Source organism: Asticcacaulis sp. AND118, from assembly GCF_020535245.1.
Lineage (GTDB): Bacteria > Pseudomonadota > Alphaproteobacteria > Caulobacterales > Caulobacteraceae > Asticcacaulis.
On sequence record NZ_CP084911.1, the window covers coordinates 505,261 to 517,978 of the forward strand.

Sequence of the window (12,718 nt, forward strand, 5' to 3'; positions counted from 1 at the left end):
TTATCCGTGGTATTTGGTGTGGCACTGATGGCCCTTTCCGGAGCGTCTTTCGCTCCGGCGTCACAGGCCCAAGTCGTTGTCTACGACCCCAGCAACTACGTGCAGAGCGTGCTGTCGGCGACCCGCGCCCTGCAACAGATCAACAACCAGATCCTCGCTCTGCAGAACCAGGCCATGATGCTCCAGAACATGGCGAAGAACCTCAAGCGGTTCGACCTCAGCGCGCTGGCGGGTCTCAATCGCGATCTCGCCGCCATCGATGCACTGATCAAGGAAGCCAAGGGTATCGCCCTAAATGTCGAAGCCACGCGCGACGCCTTCCTCAAGCAGTTTCCGGGCACCTACACGGGTGACCTCAGACTGGCCAGCCTCCTTACGGGTGCCGAGCAACGCTGGAAGTCGGCCATGGACGCCTACGGCCAGACCCTGAACGTGCAGGCGAAGGTCTCCGAAAGTCTGGCCGATGACGCCGCGGCGCTGAACCGCATCGTTTCGGCGGCGGAAGGGTCGGAAGGCGCGCTGGAGGCCCAACAGGCGGCAAACCAGCTTCTAGCGCTTATGGCAAAACAGCAGATGCAGATCCAGGCCTTGCTGGCGGCCCAAGGTCGCGCCGAGGCGCTCGATGCCGCGCGTAAGGCCGAAGCGGAAGCCGCGGCCAAGGCGGCCACCCGTCGTTTCCTCGGGTCCGGCAAGGCCGGCGAATAGTCCCCCTCAGCTTCAGATTGGCGGCAGGACCATGACCGACCTCAATATCATCGACACCTTTCTCGACACCTTCCTGGCCTATCTGGATTCCGGCTTCGGTCTCCTGAAAGGCGATGTCGGTCACCTGTCTGCCATCCTGATTGCTATCGACGTGACGCTGGCGGCCCTGTTCTGGGTCATGGACGAAGAAGCCCATCTCTTCGGACGCCTGATCCGCAAAATCCTCTATGTCGGCACCTTCGCCTTCATCATCACTCATTTCAGCTTCCTGGCGGAAGTCATCTATGACTCGTTTGCCGGTCTGGGCTTGAGGGCCGGTGGCGGCGGGATGTCGGCTCACGACCTGCTTCGGCCGGGGAAACTGGCCGCGACGGGCTTTGAGGCCGCGCATCCGTTGCTTGAACAGATCGCCGATCTCCTGGGCCTCGACACGTTTTTCGGCAACCTGCTGACGATTGTCGTCCTGCTGGTCGCCTGGCTTCTGGTTATTCTCTCCTTCTTTCTGCTGGCCGTGCAGCTTTTCATCTGCGTGCTGGAGTTCAAGCTGACGACGCTGGCCGGGTTCGTCCTGGTGCCGTTCGCCCTGTGGAACAAGACCGCCTTCCTCGCCGAACGCGTCCTCGGCAATGTCGTCACCTCCGGTATCAAGGTCATGGTCATGGCCGTCATCGTCGGCATCGGCTCGGGCTTCTTCGACACCTTCATTTCTGCACTCGACGGTGCCGAACCCGACCTGATGCAGGCCATGACCCTTGTACTGGCCTCTCTTACCCTTTTGGGGTTGGGCCTTTTTGGACCAACCGTCGCCTCGGGTCTCGTCTCAGGCGCGCCGCAACTTGGCGCCGGATCGGTTGCCGGTACGCTGGGCGCAGCGGCTGGGGCAGGTCTTCTGGCTGGCGGCGCGGTATCCGGTGCCGGTGGAGGCGGAATGCAGGCCATCTCGTCGGCGGCATCGAAACTGGGCGGAGGTTCTGGTGGCGGGGTATCCGGTAGCGGTGGTGCTTCTCCGTCTCCGCCCCCTCCGCCGCCACCTTCTCCTTCATCTTCAGGTGGAAGCGGGCAGGGCGCCCCAGGCGCTGCGCCGAACAATGCCGAGGCCGCGCCGCCTGCCTGGGCGAAGAAGATGCAGGCCGAGCAGCGTACCCGCGCGCACATCCAGATGGTGCAATCCGCGATCCTCGCCGGCGATCAGGCCTCCGGCTCCGCATCCCCCAATCTCTCTCAGAAGGACTAGCCGATGTTCAAACGCCCGCTCCAGCGCTACGGCGCGACTCCCGAACCCGTCACCCCCTATCAGAAAGCCGCGCAGGTCTGGGATGATCGCATCGGTTCCGCCGTCGTACAGGCGGCCAACTGGCGGTTTCTGGCGCTCGGTGCCCTGACCCTTAGCTTCGGCCTTGGTGCCGGTCTTATCTGGAGCACCACGCAAAGCCGCGTTGTGCCCTATGTAGTGGAGGTCGATCATCAGGGTGCCGTCCGCGCCGTCGCGCCAGCCGATACCGCCTATAGCCCGACCGATGCGCAACTGGCCTGGCATCTGGGCCGCTTCATCACCCTTGTGCGATCCTTGCCGACGGACCCGGTCCTGGTGCGGGGCCAATGGCTGGATGCCTATGATCTGGCCACGGGCGATGCGGCGACCTTCCTCTCCGAACACGCCCGTCTGAACGATCCCTTCGCCAAGGTCGGGCGAAGCTCGGTGACGGTTTCAATCAACAGCGTCGTCCGGGCCTCGAAGACCTCATTTCAGGTGAAGTGGACTGAGCAGGTCTTTGAAAGCGGACAGATTATCCGCACCACCCGCTGGACCGCCATTCTGGGCATCAAGGTTCAGGCGCCGACGCGCGAAGACGTCCTGCGGAAGAACCCGCTCGGCCTCTACGTCACCGATCTGGCCTGGTCGAGCGACTACGCCCCCGAAATTACCAAGCCCAACCCCTGAAGGAGATTTTGATGAAACCCCTTGTCCTGTGGGGGCTTGCCCCCGTGTCGCTGATCGCCTCCCTCGCGTGCGCCGCCCCGGCGAAGAAACCGCCCATCAAATATACGGTCGCGCCATCTGAGGCATCGATACGTGTCGAGAAGTTGCCGCCTTCGGCCCGCGTCGAGGCAGCCAACCGGGCGGCCGTACGCGAGCCCGCCACGGAGAGCTACCTCAACGCCATCCAGACCTACGCCTTCACCGAAGGGGCCCTGTTCAGGGTCTATACCGCCCCGGATCGGGTGACGGATCTGATGCTGGAGCCCGGCGAAACCGTCATGGCCATATCCGCCGGCGACACGGCGCGCTGGATCATCGGCGACACCAAGAGCGGCGAGGGGGCATCCGCCCGAACCCACATCCTGATCAAGCCCCATGTCTCTGGCCTGAAGACCAATCTGGTGGTTCTGACCAGCGTCCGCACCTATCATCTCCAACTGGAGAGTACGCCGTCGACCTATATGGCAGCGGTGTCGTGGCGGTATCCCATGCTACCCGTGGTCAAGATTGAGCCACCGGCACCGTCAGTGGCGCCACCAATGCCACCGAACGCTGGGGTAGGTATTGATCCGACCCGGCTGAACTTCAACTACGTTGTCGAAGGCGCTTCCCCAGCGTGGCGGCCCCGGCGGGTGTTTGACGACGGCGCGAAGACCTACATTGTCTTCCCGCCGGAAATGGCGACCTCGTCGGCACCGCCGCTGTTCCTGATCGGCCGAGCAGGAGAAGCCCAGTTGGTCAATTACCGGATCGTCGGCACGTCTTATGTCGTTGACCGGCTGATCGAGGTGGCGGAACTGCGCCTCGGCACGGCGCCCCAGACGGTCGTCCGGTTGCGGCGCTCGGACGTCGCCGCCCCGAATAAGAAAGGGCGTCGCCATGACTGAGCCAGTCCTCCCGCCGAAGCTCGATCCCGAAACCCTCGTCTTGCGCGCCAAGCCGCGGCGGGCGGTGCGGTTCCGACGCAACCTCTTGATCGGGGTAGGTGCGGTTGGAGCCTTGGCCCTCGCTGGCGTGACGTGGATCGGGCTGTCGCCGCCCGTCATCAAGGCCGTCGAGACGGCGGAGAAGGCGGGCGACCCACAGGCGCGCGTGCGTCAGCCTACAGAAACCTTGAGTGCCTTGCCGAAGACCTATACCGATGTGCCGCAACTCGGGCCACCACTACCGGGAGATCTAGGCGGGCCAATGTTGGAAGCCCAGCAGGCCAAAGTGGCGGTCGAATCCTCAGACGGTAGCGTCCCTCCGCCGTCCCGATCCCAGGCGGGCCAGTCCCAACCGCCGCTCAACCCCGTCAACGGCGGTCTTTTCGTCTCCGGTGCGGTACGCGCACCTGAAGTGATCAGCAATCTGGCGGCTACCGTAGCTGCGAAGTTGGAGACGCCCGCAGGCGCGACGGTGTCCGCCGGCACGGTGATCGCCGCGACGCTGATCACCGGCTTGAACTCCGACCTGCCGGGCGTCGTCCTGGCCCAGGTCACCGAAACGGTTCGTGACAGCCGGACAGGGCGGGAGGTGGTAATACCGGCAGGCAGCCGCCTCATCGGTCGTTATGAACGCGCCACCGGTGCCCGGCAGGCCCGCATAAATGTGCGCTGGGAGAAACTGGTGCTGCCGGATGGGCGCTCGCTGGCCCTGATGGAGGCGCTGGCCGCCGATGAGGCGGGGTATGTCGGGTTGCGGGACCGGGTCGACTATCACCCGGGGCAACTGGCGAAGGGTGTCGGCCTGTCGACCATTCTGGGCCTGGCTGATACGCGGTCGGAAGGGGGCGGTGACGATTTGAGCCGTGCTATCCGAGAGGCGGCAGGCCGCACCTTCAATCAGGCGGGACAACGTATTGTGCAGCAGGCCGTAGACGCGCCGGCGACCATCACCGTGCGACCGGGATGGCCCATACGTGTAATCCTCATAGAAGACTTTGTCCTGCCTCTCCTGATCATGGAGGCCCGAAATGGGTGATCTCAAACTGCCGAAGCTGCCAGATCGCACGCCCATCAAGCTTACCATCGTGATCGGGGCTGATTTGCACGAAGGCTTGAAGGCGTATGCCGATCGGTACGCGGAAGCCTATGGATCGAAGGAGGCCATCACGGAACTGGTGCCCTACATGCTTGAAGCGTTCCTCGCGAGCGACAGAGGGTTCTCAAAGGGAGGTCGCAAATGAAAGCGCCCAGTTCTCAACGGCCAGACGGGCTCCGCTACGAAGTACCGCCGCCTGTGATCCTTCAGAAGCTCGCCTATAGCATACCCGAGGCTATGGAGGTCACCGGGTTGGGGCGGACCTTCCTCTACGATCAAATGTCGATCGGTGCGCTGAAGTCTCGCAAACTCGGTGGACGGCGAGTGATCCTTCGGGAGGATCTGGTGGAATTCCTAAATTCCAGCGCTCCGGGTGAGGGGCTCACCACCTACTGAAGGCCCCCCCCCAATCATCGATAACAGGCCGCCGACTCATCTCGGCGGCTTTTTTCATGGCTAATCGGGGCGAAAATGGATGAGGGGATGACGATAAATTCTAAACGGACATCGTCCGTATGCGTCCTATTTTGACACCCTCGTCCGAATCCTGTTGTAGGCTCCGTTGTATGCTCCGAGCTCGGAGGGGTGGCAAAAAGACGTTCAAAATCAAATTGATATCGGAAAGGTAATGGCGGACAGAGAGGGATTCGAACCCTCGATAGAGTTGCCCCTATACACGCGTTCCAGGCGTGCGCCTTCAACCACTCGGCCACCTGTCCATCACTGGCAAGACCCGGCATAGGCTCAGGGTCTTGGGAAGGCGGCGGTTATAACCGTCCACCGATAAATCGCAAGCCCCCAAGTGCCCTCTGGCGCTATCTTTTTTGCTCACTATATCTCTGAGGTTGACCTATATTGGGGATAAACTCCCCGACGTCCCAAGGAGCAGCCCATGTTCGGCACCAAAACCCGCCTGATTTCCCGCGAAGAAGCCTTGCCGGGCCGCGCCGAGGCGCTGCCTACGGACGAGGTTCACGCCGTGCTGGGCACCCCTCTGAAAGGGCCGTTCCCGGCCGGGGTTGAGACCGTCGTTTTCGGCATGGGCTGCTTCTGGGGCGTCGAGCGCCTGTTCTGGCAGCAGTCGGGCGTCTATACGACCGCGGCGGGTTATGTTGGCGGCTACACACCGAATCCGACCTATCGTGAGGTGTGCACTGGCCAGACGGGCCACACCGAAGGCGTGCTGATCGCCTACGACCCGCAAAAGATCAGCTTCGATGCGCTGCTTAAACTGTTCTGGGAGCGTCACGATCCGACCCAGGGCTTCCGTCAGGGTAATGATGTCGGCACGCAATACCGTTCGGCGATTTTCACCACGACCCAGGCCCAGTACGAGGCGGCTTTGAAGTCGCGTGACGCCTTCGAGGCGGCGCTGGCCGGCAAGGGGCTGGGGCCGATCACCACGGAAATCTTCGGGCCGGACAGCGAAACCCCGTTCTACTATGCCGAAGACTATCATCAGGGCTATCTGGAGAAGAATCTGGACGGCTATTGCGGCCTGAAGGGGACCGGCGTGACCTGCGCGATTTAAGCGATATGCCAAAAAGTGCGAGCGGTTTTTGGGCAATAATATCGCGACCAAGTAGGCCTAACTCGCCGGTTTGATGTCGCGTAAAATTGCCGGGATCTGTTCGCTCAGGTCTTCGGCGATCAGGCCGGGCCCGAAGCGGCGCGCGGCTTCCGAGTGCAGCCACACACCGGCGCAGGCGGCGTCAAACGCTTTCATCTTCTGCGCCATCAGGCCGGCGATCATGCCGCACAGGACGTCGCCGGAACCCGCTGTGGCCAGCCACGGCGGCGCGTGACGGTTGATGACCAGCCGTCCGTCGGGGTGGGCGATGACGGTTTCCGCACCTTTCAACAGCACGACGGCGCCTGATGCGGCCGCGGCATCGGCGGCGGCCCTGAAACGCTCATCCGGCCACCCGAAGACGCGGGCGAACTCGCCTTCGTGCGGAGTGAGGACGCAGGGACCGGTAATGGCCGAAAACAGCGTCTTCGGGTCGTCCTTGAACACAGTCAGGGCGTCGGCATCGAGCACGCAGGGCTTTTGCGCTTTCAGCGTGGCCAGAACGAGATCGCGGGTGCGCTCATTGATTCCGGCGGCCGGGCCCAGCACCACGGCGGTGACGCGCGGGTCGCCTATCAGGCCGGCAAATTCGGCCGCATCGCGCACGGGCTTGGTCATGATGGCTTCGAGCGTGGTGGCGTAGACGATCAGGGCCGACGGATCGCAGGCTACCGACACCAGCCCGGCCCCGGCCCTCAATGCCGAGCGCGCCGCCAGTCTGGCCGCGCCGGTCGATTGCACAGGGCCGCCCAGCACGACAGCATGGCCGCGGTCGTACTTGTTACCGGTGACGTCGGGCGAGGGAAAATGCGCGGACCAGTTTTCCGGGCGGTTATCGGCGGGAGTGGGCAGGGTGCTCATGACGGATTCAGGGTATGCCGTTTTGATGGGAACTGCGATAGGATCATACCATCATATCGGCTTTTTTCGGGAAACCGCATGATCGGCCTGCAACACAGGGACGCCGTGACCTTCGAGGATTTCGTTGCCGAATCCTCACGGATGACCGATGCCGATTCGCTGTTCGACCTGCTGTCGCGTACAGTCGCGACTCATGGCTTCGACCGTGTCATCTTCACCATCCAGCGTGATCTCGATCTGCCCGACCGTCAGCAGGGGCACGGCCTGCTGCATCATTATCCGGACGACTGGCAGAAGCTTTACCTCGAAAAGCAATGGTGGCGTATCGATCCGGTCTATCGCGCGGCGGCGACCGAAAACTGGGCCTTCCGCTGGACCGACCTTGAAAAGCGCGGCGGCTATTCGACCCGTCAGACCTATCTGATGCGCGAAAGCGAGGAGGCGGGGCTGAACGGCGGCATAGGCGTGCCGATCCGCGGACCGCGCGGGCAGATCGCCGGGGTGGCCGTCGCCTGTTCGCAGGCGCGCAACGCCAGCCATATCGATCTCGACCTGATCCATGCCATCAGCCATCAGTTCTATGCGGCCTATAAGCGGCTCTACGCCATCCCTGCGCCGACCCAGGACCCGGCCATCGGGCTGTCGGCCAAGGAAGCGGAGGTCCTGACCTGGGTGGCGGCGGGTAAGACCGACGAAGAGATCGCCATCATCCTGTCGATCAGCCGCAATACGGTCGATACGCATGTGCGCAGCGTCTTTCGCAAGCTGTCGGTGAATAACCGCGTGGCGGCGGTAGTGAAGGCGATCATGGCGGGCATGATTCATCCGTGATCACATCCCGAAAATGCGTGATACCGCTCCCTTAAATATGGGGGTACGGTTTACCTGACGCCTACCGGAGCCTTTCCAATGCCCAGTATAGCCGATGTCGGTCTTTACGTTCCCGGTCATCCCATGAGCCGCGAACAGACTCTGATGCAGATCGTATCGGCGCTCGACTACCTTAAGGGCCATGCGCTTCAGGTGGGTGAGGCGGAGGTCGCGGCCCTGATCGGCGCGACATTCGACGCCTGTCTCGACTCCTATGTCGAGACCATGCGCCGGGAACTGTCGCAGCGTATGCAGTAAGCGTATTCCGTGTCGATATTTCGTTCCGGGGCAGGGGGTGTGCCGGGAGGAAACGGAATGTCGCAAAAACGCCGGAACGGACGTATGGCCCTCCCGCCAGAGTCGTCCCCCTTTGGCGCCTGCCGGTTCCTTGTCCCAGGACCGGCCCCAAGGCGCAAACGCTCCGTTCCGGCGTTCCCCTTCATTACGGATAGTTCATCTTGAGCCGGTTGCGGCGACGCGTTTGCAGGGCTAGGGTCGTTGCCTGCGCAACTTGACGCGCCCGCCCCCTGCCGGAGATGATCCCCATGCTCGACCGCCGCTCGCTTCTGTCCGGGGCTTCGGCCCTCGCCGCTCTGGGAAGCTCAGGCATTGCCTTCGCGCAATCCGCGTCGTCGAAGCTGAGGACCACTTTCGACGCCATCTTCAACGAACTGATCGACCATTCGCCGACCTATGCCACCTCTCTGGGGCTCGATGTCGAAGCGCGCGCCGGCCTGAAAGCCAAACTCGATCCGGCCACGCCGCAGGAGCGCGCCCGCTACACGACCTTCCTCGAAAAGTCTGTCGCCGCGCTGAAAGCCATTCCGCGCGATCAGCTTTCGGGCATGGACCGCATCAATTACGACGCTGTGCTGTGGGACCTGAGCCAGACGCTCAACGGCTACAAGACCTTCGCCTTCGGCACGCCGGGTCAGTCGCCTTACGTGATCACGCAGTTGAGCGGCAGCTATATCTATATCCCCGACTTCCTCGACAGCCAACACAGCGTCGAGACCAGGGCCGACGCCGACGCCTATCTGTCGCGTCTCAGCGCTTATGCGGTGCTGCTCGATGAGGAAACCGCCAGGATGAAGGCCGATGTGGCCAAGGGGGTCATCGCGCCGGACTTCGCCCTGCAAAAGGCGGTCATCCAGCTCAAGGCCCAGCGCGACACCAAGGCCGCCGACAGCGTGCTGGTGCAGTCGATCGACCGGCGCACCAAGGAAAAGGCCATTGCGGGCGACTGGGCCGCGCAGGCGACGAAAATCTATGAAACCCAGGTGGTGCCGGCCCTGACGCGTCAGATCGCGGCGGTCGAGGCCGTCCTGCCCAAGGCCACGCACGACGCCGGCGTGTGGCATATCCCGCAGGGCGACGCCTATTACGTCTACGGGGCGCGCAGCGGCACCTCGACCGACCTGTCGCCGGACGCCATTCACCAGATTGGCCTCGATAAGGTCAAGGAAATCAATGCCGAGCTGGAAAAGGTCATGACCAGGCTCGGCATGACCACGGGCACGACGGGCGAGCGCTTGAAGGCCATGGCCAAGGACCCCAGGTTCGTCTACCCCAACACCGATGCGGGCAAGGAAAAGCTGCTGGCCGACCTCAACACGCAGGTCGAGGTGGTGCAGGCCAAGCTGCCGGCCTATTTCGGCGTGCTGCCCAAGACCAAGGTGACGATCAAGCGCATCCCGCCCGCGACGGAACTGGGTGCGCCGGGCGGCTATTATCAGCCGGCCTCGCTCGACGGTGCGCGTCCGGGGGCCTACTATATCAACCTGCGCGACACGGCCGAGGTGCCGAGCTGGACCCTGCCGACCCTGACCTATCACGAGGCCATTCCCGGCCACCACATGCAGATTTCGATTCAGCAGGAGAACAAGAACCTGCCGATGCTGCGCCAGATTTCGGGCTTCAACGCCTATATCGAGGGCTGGGCGCTCTATTCGGAAGAGGTCGCAGCCAAGGATATGGGCATGTATGCCGAAGACCCCTACGGCTATATCGGCTATCTGCACGACGCCCTGTTCCGCGCCTGCCGTCTGGTGGTCGATACCGGCATGCACCACAAGCGTTGGAGCCGTGAACAGGCCATGGCCTTCATGGACGCCAATCTGGGCGATCCGAACGAGACCGAGATCGAGAGATACGCCGTGTGGCCGGGGCAGGCGCTGGGCTATATGATCGGCAAGATCAAGTGGCTGGAACTGCGCACCAAATGGCAGGCGCAACTCGGGCCCAAGTTCGACATCAAGGCCTTCCACGACACCGGTCTGACGGCGGGCGCCCTGCCTCTGGCCGTGCTGGAGACGGTGTACGCCGAATGGGCGGCGACGCGCTGATAGACGGGCTCTTTCGATCGTGCTACCTGATTAGTTATATCAATTATAAATAATCAGGAGGATGCGAATGATCCGGAAAGCTCTGTTCGGCGCGTTGGGCGCCGCCGTGCTTATGCTGACGCCGCTTGCCGCTCAGGCCGAAATGACGCCTGAAGCGCAGGTCGCGGCCATGCAGCGCGGCGTCAACATCATCGGCTACGATCCGCTGTGGAAGGATGCCTCGAAGGCGCGCTTCAAGCCGGAACTGATGCAGACCATCAAGGACGGTGGTTTCGACACGGTGCGCATCAATCTGCACGCCTTCGACCATATGGACGCTCAGAACCGCCTGTCGTCCTATTATTTCTCGACGCTCGACACCATGGTGCAGGCGGCGACGGCTGCTGATCTGCACGTCATTCTCGACCTGCACAACTTCATGGAATGCGCCGACGACGTGACCGCCTGCCGGCCGAAGGTCATGGCCTTCTGGACGCAGATGGCCGAGCATTACAAGAGCGCGCCGGACACGGTGATGTTCGAGATTCTCAACGAACCCTACGGCGCGGTCAACGATGTGTGGAACGATATGATCGTTGAGAACCTCAACATCATCCGCAAGACCAATCCGGACCGCAATGTCGTGATCGGACCGGTGTCGTGGAACAATTTCAACCACCTCGACACGCTGAAACTGCCCGCAGCCGACCGGCACCTGATCGTTACCTTCCACTATTACGACCCGTTCCCCTTCACCCATCAGGGGGCTTCGTGGACGCCGCAGTTCAAGGACGTCAGCGGCATACGCTGGACGCCGGAGGAAGGCGCGGCGCAGCTCAATGCCGATTTCGACAAGGTGCAGGCGTGGAGCCAGAAGGCCAACCGCCCGATCTTCATGGGTGAGTTCGGGGCATACGACAAGGCGCCGATGGAAAGCCGCATTGCCTGGACCAACGCCGTGGCGCGCGCGGCCGAGGCCCGCGGCTGGGCGTGGGGTTACTGGCAGTTCGACTCGAACTTCATCGTCTACGACATCCCCAAAGGGGAGTGGTTCGCGCCGATCCACGACGCGCTGATCCCGAAGAAGTAATCAGATCTCGTATTCGGCCAGAAGGCGGGTCAGTCGCTCGCCTTCCGGCCGTAAAAACAGCCGGTAACGCAGGATTTGCGCGACGGTCGATGCCCCCAGCACGCCGCTGAACACCAGCGCGCCTTGCATCGCCTGAGCGACAGTCATCTTGTCCGTGCCTGTCAACTGCCACAGGGCTATACCGGTAAGGATGGGAAACAGGCCCATCAGCCACAACATTACCACTGCGCCTTGCCGGGCGGTGCGGTTCTCGTCCAGTCGCACCCGTAAGTTTTCAGAAATCGACGCCCCCGGATCGGGAAAACGCTGAACGTGACGGTCGTGGGCGCGCTTCATCAGGATCAGAGCGATCCACGGCGCGGCCAGCATCAGCAGGGCACCCCATTCGCGCGCCGGGTCGAAACCCTCGTGCCTTATGATGTCGTAGCCGAAAACGAGGGTGATCGTGCCCAGCGCGGCGCCAACGCAAAGCAGGAACACGTTCTGACCGTTACGGCGGCGCTCGATCGTCGTCATCAGGCTCTCCAGCAGACAGGCCTGCGCCGTCCGGTCGGGATCGCGGTCATGGGCGCGCCACAGGCGTTCAAGGGTTTCAATCTTCATCGGAGAGCTCATGAATAAGGGTGGCGAGGCGCGTCCTTGCCCGGTTAAGGCGCACGCCGACATGGCTCTCGCTGAGGCCGTGCAAGGCCGCCATGTCGGCATAGGAGGTCTGTTCCAGCCACAGCAGCATCAAGGACCGGTCGAGCGGGGGCAGGGCGCGCAGGGCCTCGAATATCTGATCCAGCCGCGTATCGGGCGGTTCGGAGCCCAGCCGTTCGGACGCGTTGCGGCGCGTTTCAAACAGACGCAGCAGGCGGAGCCCTTCGCGGCGTTTCCACGTCAGGGCGCGGTTGTGCGCCACGCGATAGACGAAGGTCGCCGCGCTCGATTCGCCGCGAAAGGCGGTATGCGCCTTCCACACGGCGATCAGCAGTTCCTGCAATAGATCGGCCTGATCCGCCGACGGCGCGAAGGCGCGGCTCAGCCTGCGCAGCGCCGGCAGATGCGGGGCGATCCAGTCGGCAAAGACGGCGTCGTTCGGCACGGCTTTCCTTATCGCGCTGTGGCGGCTTCGCGTTCCAGCCTGAGCGCGTCTCGATTGTTCTGGGTGAACACACCGGTATTCATGCCATAGATTATGCCGGCGATCAGCAATAGCAGCAGGACCACAAAGGCGGGCAGGCGGTAGCGAGCGGGCAGGACAAAACCAAGCATCATCGTCTCCTTTTCAGTTTTGAACGATAGGTTAGACG

The 12,718-nt window shown here is 62.7% G+C and carries 16 protein-coding genes and 1 tRNA gene; 12 read left to right on the forward strand and 5 right to left on the reverse strand.

Going from position 1 to position 12,718, the window contains the following annotated elements; genetic code table 11:
• Positions 1-27: 27 nt before the first annotated feature.
• From trbJ to LH365_RS15745, 7 genes are read left to right on the forward strand one after another with little or no spacing between them, the layout of a single operon-like run.
• Positions 28-705, forward strand: a complete 678-nt coding sequence (gene trbJ / locus LH365_RS15715; RefSeq protein ID WP_255606744.1) for a P-type conjugative transfer protein TrbJ — start codon at positions 28-30, stop codon at positions 703-705.
• A 31-nt stretch (positions 706-736) separates the two neighbouring features.
• Positions 737-1,939: a P-type conjugative transfer protein TrbL gene (gene trbL / locus LH365_RS15720; protein ID WP_226745513.1), complete on the forward strand. Its 1,203-nt coding sequence runs from the start codon at positions 737-739 to the stop codon at positions 1,937-1,939.
• Positions 1,940-1,942: 3 nt separating this feature from the next.
• A complete protein-coding gene (gene trbF, locus LH365_RS15725) occupies positions 1,943-2,647 on the forward strand; it encodes a conjugal transfer protein TrbF (protein ID WP_226745514.1) in 705 nt (234 codons plus the stop codon).
• A gap of 11 nt (positions 2,648-2,658) precedes the next feature.
• On the forward strand, positions 2,659-3,573 hold the full coding sequence (trbG, locus tag LH365_RS15730; protein WP_226745515.1) for a P-type conjugative transfer protein TrbG: 915 nt from the start codon (positions 2,659-2,661) through the stop codon (positions 3,571-3,573).
• Positions 3,566-4,648 carry a TrbI/VirB10 family protein gene (locus tag LH365_RS15735; protein WP_226745516.1) on the forward strand — a complete coding sequence of 361 codons (1,083 nt, stop codon included), beginning with the start codon at positions 3,566-3,568 and terminating at the stop codon, positions 4,646-4,648. Before trbG ends, LH365_RS15735 begins: the two co-directional genes overlap by 8 nt.
• Positions 4,641-4,853, forward strand: a complete 213-nt coding sequence (locus tag LH365_RS15740) for a DUF2274 domain-containing protein (RefSeq protein ID WP_226745517.1) — start codon at positions 4,641-4,643, stop codon at positions 4,851-4,853. Before LH365_RS15735 ends, LH365_RS15740 begins: the two co-directional genes overlap by 8 nt.
• Entirely contained in the window at positions 4,850-5,104 is a 255-nt protein-coding gene (locus LH365_RS15745) for a helix-turn-helix domain-containing protein (RefSeq protein WP_226745518.1), read from the forward strand. The genes LH365_RS15740 and LH365_RS15745 overlap by 4 nt, the downstream gene beginning before the upstream one ends.
• 233 nt (positions 5,105-5,337) lie before the next feature.
• Here the strand turns inward: LH365_RS15745 and LH365_RS15750 are convergent.
• A tRNA-Ser gene (locus LH365_RS15750) sits at positions 5,338-5,427 on the reverse strand.
• Positions 5,428-5,600: 173 nt separating this feature from the next.
• On the opposite strand from LH365_RS15750, the gene msrA reads away from it, so the two are divergent.
• A complete protein-coding gene (msrA, locus tag LH365_RS15755; protein WP_226745519.1) occupies positions 5,601-6,239 on the forward strand; it encodes a peptide-methionine (S)-S-oxide reductase MsrA in 639 nt (212 codons plus the stop codon).
• Between the two features lie 57 nt (positions 6,240-6,296).
• On the opposite strand, the gene LH365_RS15760 is transcribed toward msrA, so the two are convergent.
• Complete coding sequence (locus LH365_RS15760) at positions 6,297-7,139, reverse strand: NAD(P)H-hydrate dehydratase (protein WP_226745520.1); 843 nt, start codon at positions 7,137-7,139, stop codon at positions 6,297-6,299.
• A gap of 78 nt (positions 7,140-7,217) precedes the next feature.
• On the opposite strand from LH365_RS15760, the gene LH365_RS15765 reads away from it, so the two are divergent.
• The 4 genes from LH365_RS15765 to LH365_RS15780 all read left to right on the forward strand — a co-directional run bounded on the left by LH365_RS15765 (position 7,218) and on the right by LH365_RS15780 (position 11,423).
• Positions 7,218-7,970, forward strand: a complete 753-nt coding sequence (locus tag LH365_RS15765; protein WP_226745521.1) for a LuxR family transcriptional regulator — start codon at positions 7,218-7,220, stop codon at positions 7,968-7,970.
• Positions 7,971-8,048: 78 nt separating this feature from the next.
• Positions 8,049-8,267, forward strand: a complete 219-nt coding sequence (locus tag LH365_RS15770) for a hypothetical protein (RefSeq protein WP_226745522.1) — start codon at positions 8,049-8,051, stop codon at positions 8,265-8,267.
• A 287-nt stretch (positions 8,268-8,554) separates the two neighbouring features.
• The gene (locus tag LH365_RS15775) at positions 8,555-10,354 is read left to right on the forward strand and encodes a DUF885 family protein (protein ID WP_226745523.1); all 1,800 of its coding nucleotides are present in this window, start codon (positions 8,555-8,557) and stop codon (positions 10,352-10,354) included.
• 67 nt (positions 10,355-10,421) lie between these two features.
• Positions 10,422-11,423: a glycoside hydrolase family 5 protein gene (locus LH365_RS15780; protein ID WP_226745524.1), complete on the forward strand. Its 1,002-nt coding sequence runs from the start codon at positions 10,422-10,424 to the stop codon at positions 11,421-11,423.
• On the opposite strand, the gene LH365_RS15785 is transcribed toward LH365_RS15780, so the two are convergent.
• From LH365_RS15785 to LH365_RS15795, 3 genes are read right to left on the reverse strand one after another with little or no spacing between them, the layout of a single operon-like run.
• On the reverse strand, positions 11,424-12,026 hold the full coding sequence (locus tag LH365_RS15785; RefSeq protein WP_226745525.1) for a hypothetical protein: 603 nt from the start codon (positions 12,024-12,026) through the stop codon (positions 11,424-11,426).
• Entirely contained in the window at positions 12,016-12,510 is a 495-nt protein-coding gene (locus tag LH365_RS15790; protein WP_226745526.1) for an RNA polymerase sigma factor, read from the reverse strand. Before LH365_RS15790 ends, LH365_RS15785 begins: the two co-directional genes overlap by 11 nt.
• An 8-nt stretch (positions 12,511-12,518) precedes the next feature.
• Positions 12,519-12,680 carry a hypothetical protein gene (locus tag LH365_RS15795; protein ID WP_226745527.1) on the reverse strand — a complete coding sequence of 54 codons (162 nt, stop codon included), beginning with the start codon at positions 12,678-12,680 and terminating at the stop codon, positions 12,519-12,521.
• Positions 12,681-12,718: the final 38 nt, after the last annotated feature.